This is a genomic window from Gandjariella thermophila (assembly GCF_005405885.1).
Lineage (GTDB): Bacteria > Actinomycetota > Actinomycetes > Mycobacteriales > Pseudonocardiaceae > Gandjariella > Gandjariella thermophila.
Window position 1 is genome coordinate 1 of the sequence record NZ_BJFL01000046.1, and the last position, 24,068, is coordinate 24,068.

Consider the following 24,068-nt stretch of genomic DNA (forward strand, 5'->3'; position numbering starts at 1 on the left):
CCGAAACGACGGCATTCCAGCATTGGAATGCTCAGCCCCATCCAGTTTGAGACACGACAGACGTCGCCTCACCACGGCGGCTGACACCACACCCAACGTGTCCGGAGAACGGGGTCAAGCTCAGGGTGGGTGATCGTTTGGGGTCATCGTGTCGGTGAGGTACGCGCCGCCAGGTGAGTCACCGAGACGGCGCCCTTTCGCTGTGGTCCTGGTCCACGTCGGGGGCGCAGCAGTCTGGGCCTGGCGAGGCGGTCGGAGCTGCGTCGGCCTCGGCGCGGGTGATGGCCCGGCGGCGCAGGCGGTAACCGACCGCGAGAACGGTGACGGTGAGGACGGCCGCGGCGGCGAGCGCGGTGATGGTGCCGGTATGCGCGCTGATCCAGCTGGTAGCGGTGGCCGAGAAGCGCGCCAACCCGGCGCCGCTGCTGATGGTGCCGCTGGTGGCGGCTGGGTACCAGTACCAGGCCAGGTAGACGCCGGTGAGGACGAGCACGGTCGCGGTGATGCGGGGACCGTATCGGGCGAGCGCCGTGATGTGCCGGGTGAGGGCGGCGCCGGCCGCGGCGGTGGCGATGGCCACCAGCACCAGGACGGTGGCGGCCCCGGCGGCGTAGGCGGCGAACACCAGCAGGAGTCCGGTGTAGCTGGCGGTGGCCTGGGCCTGGGCGATGACGGCGAGCAGCACCCCGAAGGTGCACGACAGCGACGCCGCCGCGTAGCCGACCCCGAATACCGCCAGCCGCCCGACGCCGGCCCGGCCGCTGCGGGCTGGGCGGGTCGAGGCGGGGCGCAGCCGCAGCCGCACGGTGAGCCCGGCGAGCATCGCGACGCCGAGCACGACCAGGATGATGCCGATGGCCAGGCCGAGCCAGGGCGCGGCGCCGATGATCGCGCGGGCTCCGGCGCTGATGGCCAGGCCGGCGGCGACCAATGTGCTGGCGAAGCCTACGGCGAGGACAGCCCCGGCGCGCAGGGCGCGGACCAGCCGCACCGGTAGGGGCGCGGTGTCGGTGCCGCCGAGGCTGTAGGTGACCCAGGCGGGCAGCAGGGCGAAGCCGCACGGGTTGACCGGGGCGAGCATCCCGCCGGCGAACGCCAGGGCCAGCAGCGGGTTCACTGCGCCACCGCCTGGTCCAGGGCGGTGGTGATGGCCTGCGGCGAGGGGTCGGTGGCCCGGTAGGTGACCTTCCCGGACGGGGCGACGACGATCAGCGTGGACAGCGCGGAGATCCCGAACCGCTGGGTCAGCGCCGCCCCGGTGTCGATGGCTGCGGGCAGGTCGGCACCGTCGACGGTCTTGAGGAAGCTGGTGACGTCCTGGGTGGACTCGCTGGGGTCCATGTCCACGGCGAGGAACTCCGCCTTGCCGCCGACGGTCCGGGCTGCCTGGGCCAGGGATTTCGCGCCGCCGGCGCATTCGCCGCAGCCGACGGAGAAGAAGAACAACGCGGTCGGCTCCGCGCCGGGCACGCGCATGCCGCTCCCGGTGATGGTGGTCACCTGCGTGGCCGCGTTGGCCGCCGCAGCGGGCGCGGCCGGTGAGGCGGGGGTCGCGGTGTTGGTGCCGCAAGCGGCCGGTACCGGTACGGCGGTCGCGAGCATGACGGCGGCGGCCACCACAGCACGGCGGGAGGCGAGAAGCGGGGGAGCCATCACGGCGTGCGGACCTTCCTGGCGTGGGTTATACGGGGGTGCGGGGCTGAAGCGGCAACACCGACCTGGGCGCGAGCGGGGGCAGCACGCTCTCGGATGCGGGATGGGGTGCGGAGCTGCACGGTGCGGCCATCATCAGGACCTGCTGGTGCGGTCAGGTCGTGCCGCCCCGTGCTGGTGGCGTGTGGTTGGCGGTGGCGGGCAACAGTCCTCGGCGGCCTGCCCGGAACGTCGGCGGGCGCGCCGGTACAGCGGGTAGCCGACGGCGCCGAGCACGAGCAGCGCGCCGGCGCCGATGAGCCACGGGTTACGGACGGCCCCGCCCAGCACCCCGAGGGCGCCGCCGGCGATCAGCGCCGGTCCCGCGCAACAGAGCACCATCAGCAGCCCGAGGCTAACCATGGCCAGGCCACCGCCCCACCCGGACCGGTCCGTGTCGCCGGTCATCGCGCGTCCCCGTTCGCACTGGACTTCGGGGGGATGCGGGGGCAGCAGTCCAGGGCGGCGGCGTTGTCGGCGGCCAGCGCGCGGGCCAGCGTCACCAACTCGGCCACCCGCGGATCACCCACCGAGTACCGCAGCTTGCGGCCGTCCCGACGGGCGATCACGTAGCCGCAGTCGGCCAGGCAGGACAGGTGCACTGACACCCGCGGCTGGGAGATGCCGACGTGCTCGACACATTCCGCGGAGGTGCGCTCGGCGGCCAGGATGAACTCCAGCAGCCGCAGCCGGGTCGGGTCGGACAGCGCCCGGAAGAACCGGGCCGTCGTGTCGGAATGCGTACACGAGACGGCGGCGACCTCCGGTCGGGTCGCGGTGGCGTTCGGGTGTGTCACGCTGCCCTCCTCAACTGGCGCTATTCGCGTAGCCGCATAGTATGGTGCCATCGTAGTATTCGGCAAGGCGGATAAGTCAAGGTGGGTTCGGAGGTCCGGATCCCGACGTTTTGAGGAGGCGCGGGCGATGGCGCAGACGCGATCCGGGTACGACCTGGCGATCATCGGTTCCGGCTCGGCGGCGTTCGCCGCCGCTGTCACCGCGACCAACCGGGGCAGGCGGGTGGTGATGGTCGAGCGCGGCACGATCGGCGGGACCTGCGTGAACGTCGGCTGTGTGCCGTCCAAGGCGCTGCTGGCCGCCGCCGAGGCCCGCGACGTCGCGCAGGCGGCCGGACGTTTCCCCGGCCTGACCCCGGCCGAGCTGCCCGTCGCCCTGCCGGACCTGATCGGCGGCAAGGACGCCCTGGTCGGGCAGCTACAACGGGAGAAGTACCTCGACCTCGCCGCCGACTACGACTGGGAGATCATCCACGGCAGCGCCGCCTTCACCGGCGAGGCCACCAGTCCCGCCGTGGACGTGGCACTGGCCGAGGGCGCACGCCTGCGGATCGAGGCCGACCACTACCTGATCGCCACCGGCTCCGCCCCGTGGGCGCCGCCGATCGACGGCCTGGCCGAGGCCGGCTACCTGACCTCGACCACCGCGATGGAACTCGACACGCTCCCGGAGTCGATGATCGTGATCGGCGGCAACGCGATCGGCCTGGAACAGGCCCAGCTGTTCGCCCGCCTCGGTGTGGCAGTGACGATTGTCGAGGCCCTGGACCGGCTCGCCCCGTTCGAGGAACCAGAGATCTCCCACGCCATCCAGGCAGTCTTCGCCGACGAGGGCATCAGCGTGCACACCGGCGCCACCGTGACCGCCGTCCACACCCACGACGGCGCCACGACCGTGAGCGTGCGCACCGCGCACGGCACCGACGTGGAACTGCGCGCCGAGCAGCTACTCGTCGCCACCGGCCGCCGCCCCGTCACCACCGGGCTCAATCTCGACCCGGTCGGGGTCAAAACCGGGTCGAGGGGCGAGGTCGTCGTGGACGAGTACCTGCGCACCACCAATGACCGGGTATGGGCGGCCGGAGACGTCACCGGCGGGGCGCAGTTCGTGTACGTGGCCGCCGCCCACGGCACCCTCGTCGCCGACAACGCCCTGTCCGGCGCGCGGCGCGCCCTGGACTACACCGCCCTGCCCCGGGTCATCTTCACCAGCCCGGCCATCGCCGCGGTCGGCATGACCGACGCCCAGGCCGCCGAGGCCGGGCTGCGCTGCGACTGCCGCACCCTGCCACTGGCCTACGTGCCTCGGGCGCTGGTCAACCGGGACACCCGCGGCCTGGTCAAGATCGTTGCCGAGGCCGGCACCGGCCGCCTATTGGGCGTGCACGCCCTCGCCGAGGGCGCCGGTGACCTCATCACCGCCGCCACCTACGCGATCATCGCCGGGTTGACCGTCGACCAGCTCGCCCACACCTGGGCGCCGTACCTGACCATGGCCGAAGCCCTCAAACTCGCCGCCCAAACCTACACCGCTGACGTGGCGAAACTCTCCTGCTGCGCCGGCTGACGCCCCACCCACCCGCGCCCATCCCGTCCAGGAAGGAACCTGACCGTGCACACGCCACCGCAACCCCGATCCGGCTCACCGTCACCCCCACCGGCGTGCACGACATCCAGCCCGCCACCGCAGTGGTCTCCCTGGTCACCCCTGGTGACATGACGTCGGTGCGATCCGCGTTCTGCAACCACGTCGACTTCTTCGCCAGCCCGGACGCCGCCCCCGACTGGCTCGCCGAGCACCCCGGCATGAGCGTGCTGCCCGTCGCCGACGCCTACCAACTCGGCCATCCGCTCACCCAGCGACTGCTCGACGCCCGCGACCCCGGACACCGCAGCTCCGGCCGGGGGTGTAAGAACAACGGTGTAACTGTCCTAAGTGGAAGGTACACCTGTGACTGACGAGATCAAGCCCCAGACCGCGGTGACCGCGCCGGCGGTGGACGAGCAGGTGGTGGCTGAGCTGGTGAAGCGGGCCACGGCCGATGGCGTGCCGGTCAGCGGGGAAACTGCCGCTGGGAAGGTTGAGGCCAGCTTCGCCGCGAGGGTAATCGGGCAGGATCCGCTGCCTGCTGACCGGGTCGTCGGTCCAGAGTGGGTTATGTGGTGGCGGGCACCGGCTCGGCGAGCAGCGCGGTGACGCGGCGGTCGATCTCGTCGCGGATGGGGCGGACCTGCTCCATGGTCTTGCCGGCGGGGTCGTCCAGTTCCCAGTTGAGGTAGCGCTTGCCCGGATAGATCGGGCAGGCGTCACCGCACCCCATGGTGATCACCACGTCGGCGGCCCGGACGCTCTCGTCGGTCAGCGGCTTGGGGAACTCTGGCGATGGCGAGTTCGAAGTTGTTGCCGGCGGCGGTGAACGCCAGCGTGGTGGCGCGCGGGTAGCCCAGCCCGAGGGCGCGACCGAGGGCGAACGACCCCGACGCCTGACATGTACGGCCGGCCGGTCCCACCCGGCGCCGTCTTCGAGGCATCCCTCGGTCGTCAGCCGACGCGCCAGGCGTAGGCGAAGGGTTGCGGGAACCGCGTGATCCGGTGGGCGCGGACGATGACCTCCGTCCTTCCCGGCGGCATGTTGGGCCACACGACCTGCTCGACGTTGTTACGGCGGTCGAACCGCTGCGAGGTGCCCATGTTGCCGTGCCGCTCCTCGCCGTTGGCCGCGCGCACGATCAGGTCCAGGTCGTTCTGCAGCGCGGCGCCCGGCGGGTCCGTCCAGGCCAGCGTGATCTTGAGGGTGGCACCGGCACCGCCGGCGGCGGGGGCACGGCCCGGCCGCTCGGGAATCTCGACCGTGAAGGTCTCCGTACCGTCCTGTGCCAGCGGACCGCCTTCCCCGGCGCCACCGTCACCGTCTCGGCCGGCGACCGTCACCGAGCCGGCGAGGTCGACCCGACCGAAGCCGTCGTTGACGTTGGGGGTGGCGCCGGCTTCCGTGGGGGTGTACTGCCCGGTCAGTGCGACGGCCCCGTTGATCAGCGCCGCCTTGACCAGTGCCGCGCTCGGCTTCGGTGTGCCGTTCTTGGACAGCGCCTCCCGCAGCACGGCGACGCATCCGGCCACCAGCGGGGTGGCCATGCTGGTTCCGCTGTCGAAGAAGAACAGCGGGTCCGAGGAATTCCCGAAGTCGGTGGTGGGCGAGGCGACCGCCCGGGACCGGGTGGACAGGATGCACGTTCCGGGGGCGACGACGTCCGGTTTGTAGCGGCCCTCCTTGGTCGGGCCCCGGCTGCTGAAGGCAACCAGCCCCTCGGGATCGTCGGCCTGGCGGTCGGAGTGCATGGGGTCGGCTCGGAACCGCGGCGGCCAGTACTCGCCGTAGGTGTGCGCGAAGTCTTCGCGCAGGCTCTCGCTGGCCCCGACGGTGATGCAGTTCTTCGCCGCGGCCTGGGAGCCGATCTCTCCGGAGTCGACCACGCCGTCAGCGTTGTCGTCGGTGCCGTCGTTGCCGGCGGCGAAGCAGATCACCAGGTCGGGGTGGTTCCACACCATGTCGTCGATTTCCTCCGCGCTGGCGTCGTACGGCAGACCCGGTATGACGCTGCCCCAGGAGTTCGTGTGGATCCGCGCTCCGTCCTGCTCGTAGGGCGGTTCGAACAGGTCGTGCAGGTCGGCGGGGATTCCGCCCAGGGCGCCGCGGCGATCCAGCATCGACTGCAGAACCAGCGTCGCGCGGGGCGCGGTGCCCTGGATCGAACCGCCCATGGTGGACGAGCGGCCGTCGCCGAGGACCGAGCCGGCCACGTGGGTGCCGTGCCCGTCCGGGTCGTCGGTCCGGTCCGGGTGACGCCGCCCGAGCGCGTGCAGCGCGGCGACCCGGTCCTGGAACGCCGGATGCACGTCGGTGGTGGAGCCGAGGTCGAAACCGGTATCGGCCACCGCGACCACCTCGCCGTCTCCCTGGTACGGCGTGCCGTGCAGCACGACGTCCGCGTTCAGCAACGGGCGGGCCACGTTGTTGAACAGCTTCCGCTCGGGAACCTCCTCGATCTGGCGGACCTCGTCCACCGCGGCCAGGTCGCCGAGCTGCCACTCCGGGACGGTCAACCGGACCTTGCGCCGCCCGACCTGGACCGCGTCCACCTCTCGCCCCGCGGCCTCGGCCAGCCGGGCACGCAGTGACTCCGAGGCCGCGTCCACGTCGTCGTGCAGCACCACGTCGACCTCCCGCAGCCGCCGGGAGGGCGACCGGGGGACCGCCGTCGGCACCACCGAGGCCGGCGCGGTGCGCATGTCGGGCCGCAGCGCGGGCGGCACCTTGAAGCCCTGGAGGTAGACGTCGGCCCACACCACGAAGGGCAGCGCCCGGATCGCGTCCAGATCGGCGGGCCGGTACCCGCATCGGTAGGTGTTCTCTGGCACATACTGATGAATGTCGACGCCCAGTTCGGTCAACCGCGTTCGCTGCTCGTCGGAAAGCGGCTCGCGGGTCTGAATGAGTACATAATTGGACTGCGAGGCGTCCGCCGATTCCAGCCCGGCCGCGCGCAGATGGTCCGACTGCGCCACCGGGTCCACCGATACACCGTTGATCGTGATCCGTGTCATGATCCGATCCCTTCCGCAGGATCTCCTGAAGGAACTTCCAGCCTCGTCACGGCGCGACACGGATCGTTAGGGGCGAAAGTCCGTCAGGCGCCCGGTCGCGGGCGTCGCCATCACCGCTTGCTCGCGAGATGCGTTCGAGCGACAGAAAACGAGGCGCGGAATTTCTGTTCGGCTGCCGGAACAACGGCGGGATCGGACATCACGTGAGAGCGCGAGTTGGGTGCACCCAACGGAAAAGTACCCGGCGGGGCTCAGCCTTTCAGGTCGGGGAAGTCGTCGTCGCGGTATTCGCCGGCCGGCCGGTTGTCCGCGGTGTGCTGCTGGTCTTCCCGGGCCCGCAGTTCCACCCGGCGGATCTTTCCGGAGATCGTCTTGGGCAGTTCGGCGAACTCCAGCCGGCGGATGCGCTGGTACGGGGCCAGGTGCTCGCGGGCGTGCCGCAGGATCGCCAGCGCGGTCTCCTTGTCGGCCGGCCAGCCCGAGGCGAGCACCACGTACGCCTTGGGCACCGCGAGGCGGAGCGGGTCGGGGGAGGGGACGACCGCCGCCTCGGCGACCGCGTCGTGCTCCAGCAGCACACTCTCCAACTCGAACGGCGAGATCCGGTAGTCGGATGCCTTGAAGACGTCGTCGGTGCGGCCGACGTAGGTGATGTAGCCGTCCGCGTCGCGGGTGCCGACGTCTCCGGTGTGGTAGTAGCCGCCCCGCATGGCCTCGGCGTTGCGTTCCGGGTCGCCGTGGTAGCCGACCATGAGGCCGAGCGGGCGGCGGGAGAGGTCGATGCAGATCTCGCCCTCGTCGGCGGGTTGGCCGGTCACCGGGTCGACGAGTTCGATCGTGTAGCCGGGCATCGGCCGCCCCATCGAGCCGAGCTTGACGGACGCGCCCGGGGTGTTGGCCACCTGCACGGTGGTCTCAGTCTGGCCGAACCCGTCCCGGATGGTGACCCCCCACGCCCTGCGCACCTGCTCGATCACCTCCGGGTTCAGCGGCTCGCCCGCGCCGACCACCTTGCGCGGCGGGGTACGCAACTGGCCGAGGTCGACCTGGATGAGCATGCGCCACACCGTCGGCGGGGCGCAGAAGCTGGTCACGCCGCAGCGGTCCATTTCGGACAGCAGCCGGTTGGCGTCGAAGCGGGTGTAGTTGTGCACGAACACCGTCGCCTCGGCGTTCCACGGCGCGAACACGTTGCTCCACGCGTGCTTCGCCCAGCCCGGGGAGGAGATGTTCAGGTGCACGTCGCCGGGCTCCAACCCGATCCAGTACATCGTGGACAGATGCCCCACCGGGTAGGAGGCGTGGGTGTGCTCCACCAGCTTCGGCTGCGCGGTGGTGCCGGAGGTGAAGTAGAGCAGCAGCGTGTCCGAGGCCTGGGTGGTGCCGTCCGGCCGGAACGACGGGTCGGCGTCGCGGGAGTCGTGGTAGGCGTGCCAGCCGGCCACCGGTTCCCCCACGGCGATCCGCGTGTAGTCGCCGGGCACGCCGGCGAACTTGCCGGTGTCCGCCGAGCCGACCACGACGTGCCGCGCCCGGCCGCGGTCCACCCGGTCGCGCAGGTCGGCCGGGGCCAGCAGGGTGGTCGCCGGGATCACCACCGCGCCGAGCTTCATCGCGGCGAGGAGCGTCTCCCACAACTCCACCTGGTTGCCCAGCATCAGGATGATCCGGTCGCCGCGGCGTACCCCGCGGTCCCGCAGCCAGTTCGCCACCTGGTTGGACCGCCGGGCCATCTCGGCGAAGGACCAGCGGCCCTCGGCGCCGTCCTCCTCGACGATCCACAGTGCCGTGCGGTCGTTGCCCTCGGCGATGGCGTCGAACCAGTCCAGTGCCCAGTTGAACGCGCCAAGTTCGGGCCAGGTGAACCCGGCGCGGGCGGCGTCGTAGTCCGAGGCGTGGCGAAGCAGGAAGTCGCGGGCGTCCCGGAACGCCTGGCCACCCGGCGAGCTGACCACCATGGTTTCTCCCGGTCTCTGCCGACATCAACTGGGTTGCCCAGGATAGGTGATCCGTGACGTGGCTCTCATCTGGAGAGCCACGTGCTGCTGATCGGGCCTTACCGGTGCCCGGTCGGGGGGGCGGGAGGGACGCACCCGAAACCTCCGACCGGGCTTCTCTCCCCCTGGTCACCGTCTGGTGGACGTCGACGTGCGGCGGTGCCGCGGCCCGCTGCTCCGCGGGAGCGCGTCTTGCCTCCCTTCATCGGGGCTTGGCCGCCCAGGCCCTCGGGGGTTGACCGTCGGTTACGCGCGGTGCCCGGGATACTGCGCCGGGGCGACGGGGCCTGGCACTAGGCTCGGGGGCGTGATCATGGGGGAATGGTCGGCTGTGTGCACGGCCGTGGGATCGTTCGGGGGCTGCCGGTGACCCTCGACCACGCCGTTGATCAGCAGCGTAAGCGGGGCCGCCGGGCGCGCCGGCCCGACCCGGGTGCCGGCCCCGTCGCCGCGTTCGCGCACGCGCTGTTGACGTTGAAGGAGTCGGCCGGCGACCCGTCCTACGACCGGATGCGTGTCGAATACGGTGCGATGGCGTCGAAGTCGGCGTTATCGGCGGCTGCCCGCGGTGACGTCCTGCCGAGCTGGGAAACCACGTGGGAGTTTGTCCGGTCGCTGGCGGTGGCCGGGCTCGGCCAGGACGAGCAGGAGACCAGGCGCGCCTGGCGGGTCCGCTGGGACGCCGCACGCGGGGCCGAGGAGTCGGGGCGGGCCGGCGGCGAGCCGGTGAGCGGGACGGACGGATCGGGGCATGCCACGTCACCAGATGTCTCCCGGCGCGCTCGCCGGTGGCCGGTGCTGGTCGCCGCGGCTGCCGTGGCCGCGGTGGTGGCGGTGACTGTCGACGTCCTCCTGGGCGGTCCGCCGTCGCACAGCACCGCGCCGGCGGGGCCGGAAGGCTCATCGGAGCGGTCGCTGCCCATTCCGGGCGACGCGTCACGGTTGGATGAGGACGTCACCTATCCGGACGGCAGCACCGTGTGGGTGAACCAGCGGTTCACCAAGACATGGCGGCTGACCAACACCGGCACGGTGTCCTGGCACGGTCGTTTCCTCCAGCGCCAAGCCCCACTGGACGGATTGGATGTCTGCCATTCCGCCGCGCGGGTGCCCGTCCCGGACACCGCGCCGGGCGCCAGCGTGTTGGTGAGCGTGCCGGTCCAGGCCCCGGGAACGCCGGGGACGTGTCAGGTGTTCTGGAAGATGGTCGACGCCCAGGGCCGGCTGTTCCTGCCGCAATACAGCGGCATCTTCTTCAAGGTGACCGTCGTCGACCACACCAGCCAGGCCGCGGAAGTTCGTTGAGCGATGTGGCCGGGCCCATGGCCGGGCAGCCCGCCCGGCCATGGGCTTCGGATCTGGTCGACCGGTCAGATCGAGTAGTCGACGTTGATGACGGCGCTGTTCATGGACTTCACGCGGACCTCCACCATGGAAGCGGTGTTCGCCGGCCACTTGATAACGCCGCTGCCGGAGGAGCCGCACCCCACACCCTGCCACGGGTCGGGATTCTTCGCCTTGCTCATCCGCGCCTCCACGCACCCGTACTGGCTCGTGCCCGACTGCGTGTTCCAGTCGATCCGCAGCCTTCCCTTCCACCCGCTCGCCGGGCTGGTGTAAGAACACTGCTTGGACACCGGGCCCCACTTGGCCAGGAATCCGGAGGCCGTGCCGCTACACAACGCTGCCGGATGGCTCTCCGCGGCTTCCGCCGTCCCGGTCATCAGGCCAGCCGACAATACCGACAACGCGACGGCCACACTCACCGACGTCAATCGACCGCGCCGAGCGACGCTGTTTCCCCCGCTCATGGGCATGTTGATCCGTACTCCTTTCCTGCCGGTTCGGATTCGTCGACGAGCCTCGCACCACCGTGCCGGCCGGATCAAGGAGAAGTAATGTACCGCCAATGTTTACGCACATTGGACATTGTCCTGCCTGGTAAGAGCCTCTTTCCGTGTCGAGTGACTGCCCGCGCCGGCGGCAATCACGCCGACGTGGACCGCCTCCATTCAGGCTTCTTCTCGACCGGCCCGGCGGCGTCAGCGTTCGCGGCGGTTTGACACCCCTTCCGGGGCGTTGCACGCGGCCGGAATGCGCGACCGTTTCCGCGGCCCGCCAGTTCGTTGGCCAACGGCGAAAGAGACGTGTTCGATTCTCATTCGAATACCGACAAGCTCGCTGGCCCGGTGGTCTTCATCCAGGGCCAGCGGGTACTCCCGAATCCGTGCCGCCAGCCCCGTATCCGCAGCGGGGAGCGCGCCGAGCGGCTTCAGGCCCGTGCGTGGCGTGCCCCCAAACGCCCTGGGACAGCGTGGCCCCGTCACGGCACCGGTACGGCCCTGTGGCGTGCTATCCCGGCCAAGGTTCTTCTTCCTCGGGCAGGCGCACGACGCGCTGCTGGTCGGCGAGGTCGGCCGGGTCGGACTCGGCGGTGTCAGTGGGCGGCGCGGGTTCGGTGGTGTCCTCGTCCAACTCGTCCTGCAGCGCACGCTGGTCGGCGTCGAGGTCGTCCCGTAGCGCGGGGCGTTGCTGCTCGGCGGCGTCGGCTTCGGGCTTGGCGTCCTCGGGATCGAAGCTGGTGGGGTCGACGTCGTAAGCCATGCTCGGTTCCCTCCCAGGGTGGGCTGCCCACGTGCGGGGCAGGCACGCTCCATCGGGTTGCCCCTTGCGTGGCGGCGGACCCGGGCCGGCCGGCACGCTGCCCCTGGCCAAGGTGGCGGCGAATGTCGGCCCCCGCCCCGGTGCGCCGCCGAGTTCAGTGGGCGCTGTGCCTGCACTCGGCAGGTTGCTCTTGCAAATCTCTGCTGCTGGTTCCAGAATAAGTGGTACCGGGGTCGTGGCAAGCCTCGGTGAACTAACGGTCGGTTGTCTGGCCACCGAAGGGGAGGTGATGGTGTTGACGCTGGCGTTTGAACCGCTTTTTCGGGACCTGAACCGGCTGACCAACGAGCTGTTCGGGGTCGCGCGGGGGGTGCCGCAGGCGATGCCGATGGACGCCTACCGCGTCGGTGACAAGTACGTGGCCGAGTTCGATCTTCCTGGCATCGACCCCAACACCCTGGAGGTCAGCGCGGAGAACAGGACCCTGACGGTGCGCGCCGAGCGGCCAGCGCCGCGCGCCGGTGATGGCCAGGAGGCCGAGGTGAACTACCTGGTGGCCGAGCGGCCGCGGGGCAGCTTCTCCCGGCAACTCGCTCTCGGCGAGGGGCTGGATCTGGACCACGTGCACGCCGACTACACCAACGGCGTGCTTACCGTGACGCTGCCGGTCGCCGAGCAGGCCAAGCCGCGCCGGATCGAGATCGGTCACGGCGGCGGCGAGCACCGGGTGATCGAAAGCGGTACCGGCGGCGAGTCGGGCTGAGCGGTGCCGCCAGGTCACCGACACGGGTCGCGGCGTGGCGGGCACCAGCGGGTGGCACCACGGCAGGTGACCACGCTCATGTCCCTGCCGTGGGGCCCTGCGGGCCGGCAGCGGCGCGCGCGGCACGTCGGGTACTGACAACGGCGTGGGCCGCCGCCGAACCGGTCCACTCCACCCGCGACCCGCGGCGGCGAGGGCCGGTTCGTCGCCCCTGGCAGCCCGCCGCCGTCCGCCGTGGGCGCGGCCGTAGGAGCATGCAGGCCCGGACAACCCTCGGGACGGGGAAGTGTCCGGGCCTGCGCCATCTTCACCGTCGAGCAACAACCGCTCAATGAAGGGGGAACGCCTGCATGGCCGAGCGGCCGCCGACCCACCGCGCACCCAGCGCCGTCGATGACGCTGACTACCCCGCCTACACCATGGGCCGGGCCGCCGACATGCTCGGTGTCACCCCGGACTTCCTGCGCAGCTTGCACGCCGCCGGACTGATCCGGCCCGAGCGTTCGGCCGGTGGGCACCGCCGCTTCAGCCGCAACGACCTCATCCTCGCCGCCCGCGCCCGCGAACTCCTCGACGGTGGGCTGACCCTGCTCGACGCCGCCTGCCGCATCACCCGGCTCGAACGCGACCTGCACAGCGCGGCCGTCCGCATCGCCGAACTCGAAGGGACCGCCCCCGCCAACAGCAGCGGCGACTCCGGCGAGAACGGGCAGCAGACCGCCACCACCCGCCGACAGGCCACCGCACGCCGCCCATCGCGCCGGCGCAGCAACCGCACACCCTGAGTGGAGCCCGCTTTGACTTTGGGAACAAAGATCGCGACGGTTACGCCAACTGGTGCAAGGCGCGAGCGGACAGCGGCAACATGCCGGGTTCCAACCAGCGCCGCAGCAGCTTCTCGTGAGCACCGCAGGGGCGTTGCGGCCCTGGGGTTTGCCGAACGCGCTGACGGTGTTCGAAATCGCCGCCACGCGGCCCCTTCCGCATGGCGTGGCCGACCGTGCTCGACTGGCCGGCGGCTTGGCCGGTAGCTTCCTGCGTCCCACCCTCACCGCGCCGGTGCCACCGCCGCGCTCATCGTCGGTGTCGGCTGCCCGCCCGGGCGTCTGTTGCGACCCGACGACGGCCGGTGGGGAGTGGTCATTCCTGGTATCCGTAGATGTATTCGTCTGTCGGGGGGGACATGTTGAGCACGCAGCCCAGCAGCCGTGCGTGGACGTTGCTCAGGGTGTCGACGGCCATGCGGATGTGCTTCATTCGGGTGTGTCGGTGGCGGGCGAGGAGGAGTGTTCCGTCGGCCACGGCGGTCATGATGGCGGCGTCGGCGATCGGCAGCAGGGAGGGCAGGTCGAGCAGCACGATGTCGTACTGTTCTCGCAGCTGCCGAAGCAGTTGTCGGCATTGGTGTGAGGCGAGGAGTTCGCCGGGGTTGGGCACGGGCGGGCCGGCGGGAAGGACGGCGAGGCCGTGTTCACCCCAGGTCTGCACGGCGGCTTCGGGTGGGGTGTCCGCGGTGAGAATGCTGGTCATGCCCATGGTGCTGGGCAGGCCGAGGTAGCGCGAGCAGCGGGGGCGTCGGAGATCGGCCTCGACCAGCAGGACTCGGCGTCCGGCACGGGCCAGTGCGATCGCCAGGTTGCAGGATGTTGTCGACTTTCCCTCGCCGGAGGTTGCGCTGGTAATGGCGATGATGCGGGGTGGGTTGTCGGTGGCGAGACATTCGAGGTTGGTGCGAAGTTGCGCGAAGGCTTCTGACCAGGGGGTGTAAGGTCGGTCGCTGCGCAGCGGGTTCTTTTTGACGTCTCGTTCGAACGGTATGCAGGCCAGCGTGGTGGCCGTGGCGGCTTGGCTGAGCTGGTCGCTATCGGTGATCTTGTCGTCGAGTTGGTCGCGCAGCCGTGCGAGCCCGACGCCGCCGAGTGCGCCCAGCAGTCCACCGAGCGCGCAGTTCAGCAGTGGCACGGGCAGCGTGGGGCGCGCGGGCGGCGTGGCGTGGTCGAGCGGTTGCGCGCCCACCGAGCCGGTGCCGTCGATACGCCGTTTCTCCAGTTGGCTGCTCAGCGTGTGGGTGATGGCGTTGGCGATGCTGGCGGACTGGGTCGCGGTGTGTGCCCGGGCTGTGACGAGGATGATTTGCACACCTTGCTGGTAGTCCGCGCTGACGTGGTCGACCACGAGGTTTGCCGGCAGCCTGGCGTCGGCGGCCGCGGCCAGTGCCACCTCACGGGACTCGGCCAGGCGGGCGATCGTCGGCACCAGGTTTCGCGCGATGCTGGCGTCGAGGAACTGACCGGTGACCGGGTCGCGGACGGCGCCGCCGGTGAGCAGTACCGAGGCCGTGGCCTCATAGGTCGGTGGGGTCAGGATGGTGGCCAGGTACGCGCCGCCAACCCCGATGCCGAGCGAGAGCAGCACCATGCCCGCGCGGCGTTTGACGTTGCGGATGAGGGTCGTGTGGTCGGAGCGCGGTTTCAACGGTGGCCTCCCTTTCCTCGGGTGGTCCTCGGCGGTTGGGCTTGTCGCTTCTCTAGCGGTGGCGGGGTGGGGGTGAGCCTCGGTGCCGGTTGAGGTGGCTGGCGGTTTCGGCAAGTTCGGTCCATGTCTGGCAGAGGCTGCCCGCGATGTGGGCCCATCCGAATTCGGTTTCGGCTCTGCGGCGTCCGTTGGTGGCGAGGCGCCGTGCGAGGTCGGGGTTGTCCCGGAGCTGGGTCAGCCGGTCGGTGAGGGCGGCGACATTCCCGGCGGGGAAGGTCAGGCCGGCGTCAGCGATGACGTGCGGGATTTCGCCGACGTCGCTGCCGACGACGGGGATCCCGCAGGCCATGGCCTCGACGAGGACGCGACCGAACTGCTCGCGCAGGGGGATACCGATCCAGGGCACGATGTTGCGTTGGACGATCTCGACCGAGGGGAGAACGAGAACGTCCATCTGTGCCAGCACCGACGGGAGGGCGGCGTGGTCGAGCCAGGGCTTGAGGTGGATCTTTCCGGGACGGCGCGCCGCGGCCCGTTGCACGTCGTCGCGCAGGCGGCCCTCGCCGACCACGAGCAGGTGGCAGTCCAGGACTTCGGTGGCGCGCAGCAGGTCGTGCACGCCCTTGTGCGGTTCCAGGCGGCCAACGAATCCGACGGTGAACGGGTGCGGTGAGGTGCTGGTGGGCCGGAAGGCCTTCGTGTCTACCCCGAGGGGGAGGATACTGGCGGGGCCCTGGTAGCCCTTGGTGCGTAGCAACGCCAGTGCCGCTGGGGTGATCGGGAAGGCGTGGGTGATGGTGCGGTAGGCGTAGCGTTCCAGAGAGGGGAAGGGGAACGGGAAACGCATCACCACGTTCTGAGCCGCGTACAGGGTGATCGGTGTGGTCGGCCAAAGTCGGTTGCGCAGGCGCACAATCTGGAAGGTGGACAGGTAGGCGGCTTCACCGATGATGTGCAGGATGTCGGGACGCAGCGTCCGCAGTCTGCGGGTGGCACCCGGGCGGAAGGCGATCGAGGCCATGTGGCCGGTGCGGCGTTCGCTGAGCAGATGGGGCAGGCATCGGAAGTGGAACCGGTCCGCGCGTCGATCCAGTTCGGTGAGGGCCTGGATGGTCAGCGGTGACACGTCGGCGGTGCAGAGGGTGAGTTCGACCTCAGGCCGGTCGGCGAGGATCGCGAACAGACTCATCCAGTGTTCGGTGCGTTGCCCGACGGCCGTCATCAGAATGTGCATGGCGGGTTTCCTCTCGAGGACGTGCGGGAGGCCGTGAGGGCGATGCGGGCCACGCGTGTCCATGCGCGCAGACGCGCCCCGGGTGGTGCGCAGGACCGGGGTAGGTGCGCCGGGGCGAGCGCCATGCCCAGCAGGGCGCGCAGCAGCACCGCGGCGCGCGCGATCGGATAGGTCCGAGCATGGTGTCGGGCGAAGAAGCGCAGCATGCTGCGATACAGATGCGGCCACAGCAGGACGGGGTCGCCGCTGCTGGCGCCTCCGGCGTGGATGGCCGTGACGGACGGCAGATACAGCACACGCGCGCCGGTCCGCCAGGTCTGCAGGCAGAGCTCTTCGTCCTCGTAGTACATGAAGTAGCCCTCGTCCAGCCCGCCTAGTTGGCGCAGCAGCGCGGTGCGCACGGCGAGGCAGGCGCCGGAGATCCAGTCGACGGCGAGCGGGCCCTCGCCGTGGCGGCATGCGTCGTAGGCGCGGCGGCGTTGGCGGCCTGAGAGCAGCCGACGCAGTCGCACCGGGATGAGCGCTCCGCCGAATCGGCTGGCCAGCAGGGAGGTCAGCGACTCGAACGGGTGGGCGCTGATCGCGACCCGGCCGTCGACGCCGACGAGGCGGGGACCGACGACACCGACCGCGGCGTCGGCACGCAGCGTGTGCAGCAGGGCTTGGGCGGTGGGCGGGGGGAGCACGCAGTCGGGATTGACCAGCACGACGATGTCGGTGTCGACCCGGTGCAGGGCCTGGTTCACGGCGGCGGCGAACCCGACGTTGACCGGGTTGGTCACCACGCGCACATGGGGAAAGGTGGTGGCCACCAGCCGCGGGGTGTGGTCGGTGGAGGCGTTGTCGACCACGTGCACGGCGAGCCCGGCCCGCTCGAGTGCGGACAGGCATGCCGCGATGTGGGCCTGGGAGTTGTAGGTGACCACGATGGCCGTCGCGTCCAGTGCGGCCTGCGGGCGGTCGCGGCGGTCCGGTTCGGTTGTCACGGTCGGCTCCCCTCGACGCCGGCGTGGCCGGCGGGTCGCTGGTTGGCCAGCAGGGCCAGCGCGGGCAGGACCCCGAGCTCCCAGTGCCCGTCGGTGGGACCCGCGCTCGCGGCGGCGGCGATGAAGCCACAGGTGAGCGCGAGAAAGGCCAGAGTGCGCGGGTCGCGGGCGGCCCAGGCGACGCGCAGGGCGCGCCACAGGGGCGCCGAGACAGCGATCAGGCCGGCAAGCCCGAGGTTGGCGAGGATCATGACGTAGAACACGTGGTAGATCGGCCCCACATTGGTGATCGCGAAGCCCGGCAGGTAGACGTGGGGCGTGGTCTGGCCGAGCCCGTCGCCGGCCAGCGGATGGGCGGCGAACACCCGCAGGCCCACGGCCATTTCCGACAGCCGGTATCCGGCGTCGTCGTCCAGGTGCTCCCCGACCAGCGTCGAGCGTGCGCGCCACCCGGCGCTGACGGCGCCGACGGCCACCGTGAACACCGCTCCGGCGGCGATTCCCATGGCCAGGCTGCGGCGGAGGTGGCCGCTGCCGCAGGCGAGCAGGATGAGCACGGCCAGTCCGGTGGCCAGCCACACCGATCGGTAGGAGGCGACGATCACGTCACCGACGAACAGCGCGATCAGCACGAGCGCCGCAGCGCGTCGCCATCCGCGCAGCCCGGTGACGGCGACGAGCAGCGGGGGGATGGCCAGCGCGGACAGCAGTCCGCCGTGCCGTCCGGGTACGGTCATCTCCGTGGCGGCCAGGACGGCGGCGGCCGTGGCGTAAAGGATGCTCGCGGCGCGCAGCCGCCGCGCGGTGGTCAGGGTGTGCGTGGCGAGGAAGTAGTAGGCGGGGATGATGGCGATCTCGTAGGTGGCGACCAGCACGCGGTGCGGCGCGTGGCCGCGGGCGAGACCGTAGAGCGCGCCCGCGGCCACCAGCGCGGCCAGCAGCGCCATGGATCGGTCGGCCGGTGTGCGGCGCGGTTGGTCGCCGGCGCAGAACGCCAGGTGGCGGGCGAGCAGGGCAAGGCAGCCGGCCGCCAGCACCGCGGCGTGCACCACCACGACGAAGGCCACCTGGCTGTTGGCCAGTGGCGCGGTGGGGACGGCCTTGGTGGCGGCGACCCCGCCGACGATGCCCACCGGGAGCACCGCCCACGGCCAGAACACGAACGCTACGAAACACACCAGGGCGCCAGCTGTCAGGCCGGTGAGGCGTTCCGGTGCGAGGTGCAACGCCAGGGCACCGGCCGCACCGAGCACTGCCGCGACAGCCGGCGCGGACACGGCGTAGGGCGGCGTTCTCACGGTCGTGCCCCCTCGAGCGTCGCGAACAGCGCCAACAGCTGCTCGCATCGGTTCGACCAGCTGTTGCGGCAGGCCACGGCCCGCCGCCGGGCCGCGGAAGCGGGATCGTGACAGGCGGCGAGTGCCTTCTCGATGGCCGTGGCGAACTCGGTGGAACCGTCGGCGAGATAGACCAGGCCGTCGAGCGCAACGAGCGCCGGCAACCGCGTCGCGACGACCGGTTTGCCCAGCGCGAGGTATTCGTAGAGCTTCTTCGGGTGCACGTAGTCGACTAGTCCGCCCACCCGGTAGGGGATCAGGCACACATCGCAGGCCCGCAGCGCGGCGGGCACGTCGTGGGCGTGCATCGCTCCCAGCACGTGCACGTTGCCCAGCCCGGCCAGCGGGGCACGGCCGGCGCGGGTGGCGGGGCCGATGAGCACAAAGGTCCAGTCGGGCCGGTGGCGCGCCACCGCGGCGAGCATGTCCGCGTCGAACGCGCGGGTGTCGATGGCTCCGGCGTAGCCAAGCCGAGGGCCGGCCAGGTCGGCCACGGCGGGGGCCAGCGGCCCGTCGGGGGTGAACCGCTGCGGGTCACAGCCGTTGGGCACGACCACCGGGGGGCACCGAGAGGGGGGCAGCCATCGCGGTAGCGCCGGGGAAGAGGTCACGACACGGTCAGCGAGGCGGACCGCGGTGGCCATGCCGCGGCGAAGGTGCCAGCGGTTGCATGGCCGGGCGAAGGTCCAGTCCAGGTCGGCCACGTCATACACGACCGCGTCGGCGCCCAACCAGCGCGCACACGGCGCACTGAGGTCCTCGTCCAGCCACACCAGCCGCGCCCCCGGGCGGCGGCGCAACCAGCGGCGCAGCAGCACCGCCGCGACTCGCCGATTGACCCAGTTGGCCGGCGGCAGCGCCCGCCCGGCCGGCAGCACGCCGGGCACGCAGGCATGCCAGAGCGATCCGGCGACCTGCCGAACGTCGAAGGTCCAGCGAAGGCGTTGCGGGCACGGGTCCACGAACAACACCCGTCGTCGCGCCGACAGCGCCCTGGCCAGGGCGTGCTGGCGGTGTTCGCCGGCGCTCCAGCGCAGCCAGCCCACGCCGCTGAACATGACCACCCATCCGCGCGGGTCGAGATCGGGCAGCGGGCCGAGCGTGCCGCGCAGGGCCGCCCACAACTGCGCGAGCGCGAGGTGCCCGCGCAGGCGCAGCACGCGGCGCGCCAGGCGATCGAGCAACACCACCAGCTGAAACACCCGCAGTCGAGGTGTGGTCTGCGTCAGCCGCACGTACCGGACGAGGCCCTCGAGCCGGTAGGCGGTGCGTTTTTCCGCGCCCAGCAGGCGGGTGGAGGCACCCAGGGTGTGGGTAGCCGCGGCGTCCGGCGTCACCCACAACTCGTGGCCCGCTTCGGCGAGGCCGCGCGCGAGCCAGACGTCGTTGAAGTACAGCGGGAACCGCTCGTCGAAGATGCGGTCCGCGCCGAGCACGCCGCGCCGCAGCAGCAGGCAACTCACCGACGGCTGGGGAACCGGCCGCGGCCGGGAGAACTCCTCTCCCGCGAGCACGTGGTCCCGCCACGCGCGGTGAAATCCCGGCAGGAAACGCAGCACGGTGCCCAGCGCGAGCGCGCTGCGGAAGGTCGGCAACCGCATGTAATGCTGCTGGAGGGTGCCGTCCGGGTTGAGGTACAGCGGCGCCACCCCCGCCGCGTCGGGCCGTTGGCGCAGGAACCGCACCAGCGCGGTGAGCGCACCGGGTCCCAAACAGATGTCGCTGTTGAGCAAAAGAATCAACTCCCCGGTCGCGTGCCGGTAGGCCTGGTTGACCGCGGCCGCGAACCCGACGTTGGTGTCGTTGCGGATCCAGACGATGTCCCGATACGTGGCCAGCACATCGGCGGAACCGTCGCGCGAGGCGTTGTCGACGACGATCACCTGGTAGCCCAGGCCGTCGGTGACGGCGCCTGGCAACGAATCCAGGCAGCGCCTGGTCGCCTCACGGGTGTTCCAGTTGACGATGAGCACCGAAACCTCAGGCCGCGTCACCACCGGTCGCGCTCCCTTCGCGTGGCGAGCAGTCTCAACAGATCGAACCGGCGGGGGTGGGGCTTGCGGGGGTTGCCGGCACCAGCCCACTCTTTGACCAACATCCACCCGCCCCGAGGGCTGATCCAGTAACGGGGTCTGAGGTAGTAGCTGACCGAGACGGTGTCGCAGTGTTCGACGCGGAAACCATGGCCTTCCACGAGCCGGGTCAGCGATGGTGGCGAGAAGTGCCATCGGTGGAAGGCGGGCTGTAGTGCGTGCCAGGCGCCGCCCTGACGCGCCGCGGCCGCGGAGGCGATGTTGGGGACTTCCACCGCCAGAGCGCCGCCGGGACGCAGCGCCCGGTGCGCAGCGGTCAGGAACTGGTGGGGGTCGGCGACATGTTCGAGGACGTGAAAGGCGCACACGGCGTCCACCGGCGCCGATGGCGGCGGGGATGTCTCAAAGCAGCCCTGGCGGATCGGGAGGTTGAGGTGTTCCCGGGCGAAACGCACGCACACCGCAGCAGGTTCGACCCCGTCGACGGTGATGCCGGCGGCTCGGGCGGCTTCCAGGAAGAAACCGGCCGCCGGCCCGGCTTCCAGCACTGACCGGGGGCGGAGCAGGGTCTGCACCCACCGCAGCCGGCGCGCCGCCTCATAGCGCCGCTGGGCGTGTTCGGCGAAGTAGTCTCGGTAGGCGCCGTCGCGGAAGTAGTCCTCGTCGTACAGTTCGGTGTCCGGGGTCGGATCGTCGCTCGGCGCGGTCCAGGTGAAACCGCACGATGTGCAGCGACGCAGGATGCCCCGCAAAGCCGGTGCGGTCCGCCCCGATTCGCCGCACAGGATGCAAGGACTCGTCTCGGACAATATGGTCACGGCTGCTCCCGGGAATCATTCGCGCCGTGGTCGCGGGCCTTCACTGCGGTGGCGGCCCCCGGCGAGTGGGCGCGGGAGATGTTGCGGCACAAGCCGATCACCTTCAGCCCTACGGCGACGAGCAGTACCGCGAGCCCGCCCCGGAATACCACCGCGAGCGCCGCAGCGCCGCGCCCTGGCCCGTCGGGCAGCCTCGCCGCGACAAACCAGGTGATCGCGACGGCTGCCGCGCCGGCGAGCAGGGGTGGACACAACGTGTGAATCAGCGGGCGGAGCTGGCGATGCGAATCGCGGTGGAAGTGCGCGAAGAAGTAGATGGTGATCAGCGAAACAACCACGGTAGTGGCCAGGGGGACGCCGATCGGGCCGAACGCGCGCATCAAGGGGATGGTGAGCGCGAGATTGAGCACGGCGGCCAGGACAGTGCAGCGCGTCTCCCGTCCCGGGAATCCCTCGGCCCGGGTCACGATCCCTGCGGCACAGGCGACCACGCTCACCGCGCACCCTGGGGCCAGGACCACGATGGTCTGGGCGGCGATCGGCACCGGGTGCCCGAACCACAGGCGTACCAACGGATCCGCTGACACCAGCAGCGCGGCGGCGCCCGCGGCGGCGAAGCCGGCCAGCAACCGGGTCGTGGCGAGGTACAGCCGGTTCAGTCCCTGTGACTCGCCGGCGGTGACCATCGCCGCAGCCGCGGGAAACAGCACGGGCAGGGCGAATGAGGGGAGCATCCGCAGCAGGTTCACCAGCCGGCTGCCGAGATCGAACCCCGCCAGGGTGGGCAGGTCGAAGAAACCGCCCAACACCAGTCGGTCCATCTCGTTGTTGGCCACGGCGCCCGCGTTGGAGGCCTGCACGCGTATGCCGTAGGCGAGTACCGATGTCACGTCGCAGCGGCTGATGTCACGCCACCGGGGAAACAGGTCCGGAACGCGCCCGCGCGCGGCCGCGCACAGCAACCCCGCACGCGCCGCGCTGGTGAGGGCGACCGATGCCGCGAGCAGCACCAATCCTCCGCCGGCCAATGCGGTGAGCACCACCAGCGCCGTGCCCAGCAGCGCCGTGCCACCGGTGACCCATCCGAGGGTGCCGTAGTGCTGGGTTCCCTCCAACACGGCCCGCCACGGCATCGCCAGGCTGTCCAGGACAAAGCCCACCACCAACAGCAGCGCAGCGCCCCGCGCCTGGCCGCTCAGCTCGCCCAGGTGGAACATCCGCGCCAGTGCCGGCCAGCCCAGCAGGGTGAGCGCGATCGCCAAGGCAGCGAGGCCGGCGCCGCCGACGAATCCCATCGCCAGCACGGCACGGGCGTGCCGCTGCTCGCCCCCTTCGGCCGCTGTGGCCACCGCGCGGATCTGCGCGGCGCCCAAGCCCAGGTCGACCAAGCCGGCGACGGTGACCAGACCGGTGAAAAGCGCCCACACCCCGTAGCAGCGCTCACCGAGCCGGGCGTACAGCACCGGCACCGATACCACGCCTGCGACGGCCGCGACACCCCGAGCCGCCAACAGGACGGCGCCGTTTCGGACCAGGCCCGCGGCGATACCCGTGGCGATGGTGGGCGCAACCGCCCTAGCCACGGGGAAACCCCCGCAGGAGATCGGCAACCGTCAGCGCGAGCAGCTTCAGGTCCAATCGCAGCGACCAAGTGCCAACATACAGCAGATCGCACCGGAGTTTCTCGGCCACACTCGCCGCGTAACCACCGGTGAGCTGCGCGATTCCCGTCATCCCCGGGCGCACGAGATGACGCAGGTCGTAGTGCGGCAGCAGGCGGAATTCCATCACGAATTCGGGCCGTTCTGGTCGAGGACCCACGAGGCTCATCTCACCGCGCAGGACATTCCATAACTGGGGCAGTTCGTCGATGCGCAGCCGGCGCAGCACCCGACCGAGCGGAGTCACCCGTGGATCATCAGCGCTGGCCAGCACCGGCCCCGTTGCGCGTTCCACGCCGACGCCCATGGTGCGGATCTTGACTAGTCGGAACACCCGCCCGCCCGCGCCGACCCGGTCCTGGAAATACAGCGGCGGACCATCGCGACCGACGGCAGCGCAGACCGCCAACAGCACCGGCAACGCCAGCGGCGAACACGCCAGCACCAGCAGCACGTCCAGGGCCCGTTTGATCAGTGTTGCCGCGTGTCTGTGTCGCCACCGCAGTCGCAACCACGGTAGACCCCCCAACCGATAAAGCCGCGCGGAGCCCAACAGTCCGTAACCCGGATTGGCCAGCACGAACGCACCGACGTGGTGGGTAAGACACAGCGCCATGAGCCGGTAATCCAACTGTTCCAGTGTTGCCTTCCACAACAACACCTTTGGCCGGCCCAGCGCGAGGACCACGTGCAGTTGCGACACCTCGGAGGCCACCGGCAGCCGGGCGATGACCTCAACGTCGTCTTCCAGGCGATCGGTGGCGGATGGGGACGGTTGCCCGGCCTCCACGACAACTGCCCGAAGTCGCCCCCTTTCCGAATGGTCCTTCCCGCGAGCCCGCCGCGCCTGGCTCGCGGGCATTACCATGGAAATCTCGGTCGAAGCCATGCGACGAACCTCCAGAGGACAGGCCGCCATGGAGAACTTCCACGCCTGCCGGGGCCCCCACCAATATAGCGAGGTTCAGACCCACGCGAACGCCACCATCGCGGTGATCTGACCGAGAATTGGGCCAGCCCTTTGGACGAGCGACATGCCGCATTCCGCGACGTCGCTGCCGTGCC

The 24,068-nt window shown here is 70.8% G+C and carries 20 protein-coding genes and 3 pseudogenes; 5 read left to right on the forward strand and 18 right to left on the reverse strand.

Annotation, left to right across the window (positions count from 1 at the left end):
- Positions 1 to 178 precede the first annotated feature (178 nt).
- From FFT21_RS25485 to FFT21_RS25500, 4 genes are all read right to left on the reverse strand, one after another.
- Positions 179 to 1,117: a cytochrome c biogenesis CcdA family protein gene (locus FFT21_RS25485; protein WP_137816469.1), complete on the reverse strand. Its 939-nt coding sequence runs from the start codon at positions 1,115 to 1,117 to the stop codon at positions 179 to 181.
- The gene (locus FFT21_RS25490) at positions 1,114 to 1,653 is read right to left on the reverse strand and encodes a TlpA family protein disulfide reductase (RefSeq protein WP_137816470.1); all 540 of its coding nucleotides are present in this window, start codon (positions 1,651 to 1,653) and stop codon (positions 1,114 to 1,116) included. Before FFT21_RS25490 ends, FFT21_RS25485 begins: the two co-directional genes overlap by 4 nt.
- Positions 1,654 to 1,788: 135 nt before the next feature.
- A complete protein-coding gene (merT, locus tag FFT21_RS25495; protein ID WP_137816471.1) occupies positions 1,789 to 2,100 on the reverse strand; it encodes a mercuric ion transporter MerT in 312 nt (103 codons plus the stop codon).
- Positions 2,097 to 2,489, reverse strand: coding sequence for an ArsR/SmtB family transcription factor (locus FFT21_RS25500; protein WP_225978755.1), 393 nt, complete (start codon positions 2,487 to 2,489; stop codon positions 2,097 to 2,099). The genes merT and FFT21_RS25500 overlap by 4 nt, the downstream gene beginning before the upstream one ends.
- A gap of 127 nt (positions 2,490 to 2,616) precedes the next feature.
- Between FFT21_RS25500 and merA the strand changes: the two genes are divergently transcribed.
- Complete coding sequence (gene merA, locus FFT21_RS25505; protein WP_137816473.1) at positions 2,617 to 4,056, forward strand: mercury(II) reductase; 1,440 nt, start codon at positions 2,617 to 2,619, stop codon at positions 4,054 to 4,056.
- 20 nt (positions 4,057 to 4,076) lie between these two features.
- Entirely contained in the window at positions 4,077 to 4,448 is a 372-nt protein-coding gene (merB, locus tag FFT21_RS25510; protein WP_225978759.1) for an organomercurial lyase, read from the forward strand.
- Between the two features lie 197 nt (positions 4,449 to 4,645).
- Here merB and FFT21_RS30065 read toward each other — a convergent pair.
- The 4 genes and pseudogenes from FFT21_RS30065 to FFT21_RS25525 all read right to left on the reverse strand — a co-directional run.
- Positions 4,646 to 4,873: pseudogene (locus FFT21_RS30065) on the reverse strand (low molecular weight phosphatase family protein); the annotation flags it as partial.
- Positions 4,869 to 4,970: pseudogene (locus tag FFT21_RS30070) on the reverse strand (ACR3 family arsenite efflux transporter); the annotation flags it as partial. The pseudogenes FFT21_RS30070 and FFT21_RS30065, both read right to left, overlap by 5 nt.
- A 61-nt stretch (positions 4,971 to 5,031) precedes the next feature.
- On the reverse strand, positions 5,032 to 7,095 hold the full coding sequence (locus FFT21_RS25520; RefSeq protein WP_137816475.1) for a S8 family serine peptidase: 2,064 nt from the start codon (positions 7,093 to 7,095) through the stop codon (positions 5,032 to 5,034).
- A 251-nt stretch (positions 7,096 to 7,346) separates the two neighbouring features.
- Positions 7,347 to 9,053 carry an AMP-binding protein gene (locus FFT21_RS25525; protein WP_137816476.1) on the reverse strand — a complete coding sequence of 569 codons (1,707 nt, stop codon included), beginning with the start codon at positions 9,051 to 9,053 and terminating at the stop codon, positions 7,347 to 7,349.
- Between the two features lie 405 nt (positions 9,054 to 9,458).
- Here FFT21_RS25525 and FFT21_RS25530 point away from each other — a divergent pair, with 405 nt between their 5' ends.
- Positions 9,459 to 10,397: an NBR1-Ig-like domain-containing protein gene (locus tag FFT21_RS25530; protein WP_225978756.1), complete on the forward strand. Its 939-nt coding sequence runs from the start codon at positions 9,459 to 9,461 to the stop codon at positions 10,395 to 10,397.
- Positions 10,398 to 10,462: 65 nt separating this feature from the next.
- Here FFT21_RS25530 and FFT21_RS25535 read toward each other — a convergent pair whose 3' ends face one another.
- Both FFT21_RS25535 and FFT21_RS25540 read right to left on the reverse strand, forming a co-directional pair.
- A complete protein-coding gene (locus tag FFT21_RS25535; protein ID WP_225978757.1) occupies positions 10,463 to 10,858 on the reverse strand; it encodes a hypothetical protein in 396 nt (131 codons plus the stop codon).
- Positions 10,859 to 11,444: 586 nt separating this feature from the next.
- Positions 11,445 to 11,696: a hypothetical protein gene (locus tag FFT21_RS25540; protein ID WP_137816478.1), complete on the reverse strand. Its 252-nt coding sequence runs from the start codon at positions 11,694 to 11,696 to the stop codon at positions 11,445 to 11,447.
- A gap of 295 nt (positions 11,697 to 11,991) precedes the next feature.
- Between FFT21_RS25540 and FFT21_RS25545 the strand changes: the two genes are divergently transcribed.
- Both FFT21_RS25545 and FFT21_RS25550 read left to right on the forward strand, forming a co-directional pair.
- Positions 11,992 to 12,459 (forward strand): Hsp20/alpha crystallin family protein, encoded by a 468-nt coding sequence (locus FFT21_RS25545; RefSeq protein ID WP_137816479.1) that lies wholly within the window; start codon positions 11,992 to 11,994, stop codon positions 12,457 to 12,459.
- 350 nt (positions 12,460 to 12,809) lie between these two features.
- Positions 12,810 to 13,121 (forward strand): annotated as a pseudogene (locus FFT21_RS25550) (MerR family transcriptional regulator); the annotation flags it as partial.
- A 478-nt stretch (positions 13,122 to 13,599) separates the two neighbouring features.
- Here the strand turns inward: FFT21_RS25550 and FFT21_RS25555 are convergent.
- The 8 genes from FFT21_RS25555 to FFT21_RS25590 form a co-directional block, all read right to left on the reverse strand.
- Positions 13,600 to 14,934, reverse strand: a complete 1,335-nt coding sequence (locus FFT21_RS25555) for a tyrosine-protein kinase domain-containing protein (RefSeq protein ID WP_137816481.1) — start codon at positions 14,932 to 14,934, stop codon at positions 13,600 to 13,602.
- A 52-nt stretch (positions 14,935 to 14,986) separates the two neighbouring features.
- Positions 14,987 to 16,168, reverse strand: coding sequence for a glycosyltransferase family 4 protein (locus FFT21_RS25560; RefSeq protein WP_192909742.1), 1,182 nt, complete (start codon positions 16,166 to 16,168; stop codon positions 14,987 to 14,989).
- Positions 16,156 to 17,154, reverse strand: coding sequence for a glycosyltransferase family 2 protein (locus FFT21_RS25565; protein WP_192909743.1), 999 nt, complete (start codon positions 17,152 to 17,154; stop codon positions 16,156 to 16,158). The genes FFT21_RS25560 and FFT21_RS25565 overlap by 13 nt, the downstream gene beginning before the upstream one ends.
- The gene (locus FFT21_RS25570) at positions 17,151 to 18,452 is read right to left on the reverse strand and encodes an O-antigen ligase family protein (protein ID WP_137816484.1); all 1,302 of its coding nucleotides are present in this window, start codon (positions 18,450 to 18,452) and stop codon (positions 17,151 to 17,153) included. Before FFT21_RS25570 ends, FFT21_RS25565 begins: the two co-directional genes overlap by 4 nt.
- A complete protein-coding gene (locus FFT21_RS25575) occupies positions 18,449 to 20,488 on the reverse strand; it encodes a glycosyltransferase (RefSeq protein WP_137816485.1) in 2,040 nt (679 codons plus the stop codon). Before FFT21_RS25575 ends, FFT21_RS25570 begins: the two co-directional genes overlap by 4 nt.
- A complete protein-coding gene (locus FFT21_RS25580; protein ID WP_225978758.1) occupies positions 20,482 to 21,276 on the reverse strand; it encodes a class I SAM-dependent methyltransferase in 795 nt (264 codons plus the stop codon). The genes FFT21_RS25575 and FFT21_RS25580 overlap by 7 nt, the downstream gene beginning before the upstream one ends.
- Positions 21,277 to 21,338: 62 nt before the next feature.
- Positions 21,339 to 22,925, reverse strand: a complete 1,587-nt coding sequence (locus FFT21_RS25585) for a lipopolysaccharide biosynthesis protein (protein WP_225978760.1) — start codon at positions 22,923 to 22,925, stop codon at positions 21,339 to 21,341.
- A complete protein-coding gene (locus FFT21_RS25590) occupies positions 22,918 to 23,892 on the reverse strand; it encodes a sugar transferase (protein WP_192909745.1) in 975 nt (324 codons plus the stop codon). The genes FFT21_RS25585 and FFT21_RS25590 overlap by 8 nt, the downstream gene beginning before the upstream one ends.
- Between the last annotated feature and the right edge of the window lie 176 nt (positions 23,893 to 24,068).

What these genes read in the sequence shown, in the direction of transcription:
- FFT21_RS25490 (WP_137816470.1), bottom strand. Translation starts at nt 1,653, where the DNA reads ATGGCTCCCCCGCTTCTCGCCTCCCGCCGTGCTGTGGTGGCCGCCGCC.
- merT (WP_137816471.1), bottom strand. Translation starts at nt 2,100, where the DNA reads ATGACCGGCGACACGGACCGGTCCGGGTGGGGCGGTGGCCTGGCCATG.
- merA (WP_137816473.1), top strand. Translation starts at nt 2,617, where the DNA reads ATGGCGCAGACGCGATCCGGGTACGACCTGGCGATCATCGGTTCCGGC.
- FFT21_RS25520 (WP_137816475.1), bottom strand. Translation starts at nt 7,095, where the DNA reads ATGACACGGATCACGATCAACGGTGTATCGGTGGACCCGGTGGCGCAG.
- FFT21_RS25525 (WP_137816476.1), bottom strand. Translation starts at nt 9,053, where the DNA reads ATGGTGGTCAGCTCGCCGGGTGGCCAGGCGTTCCGGGACGCCCGCGAC.
- FFT21_RS25540 (WP_137816478.1), bottom strand. Translation starts at nt 11,696, where the DNA reads ATGGCTTACGACGTCGACCCCACCAGCTTCGATCCCGAGGACGCCAAG.
- FFT21_RS25560 (WP_192909742.1), bottom strand. Translation starts at nt 16,168, where the DNA reads ATGCACATTCTGATGACGGCCGTCGGGCAACGCACCGAACACTGGATG.
- FFT21_RS25590 (WP_192909745.1), bottom strand. Translation starts at nt 23,892, where the DNA reads ATGGCTTCGACCGAGATTTCCATGGTAATGCCCGCGAGCCAGGCGCGG.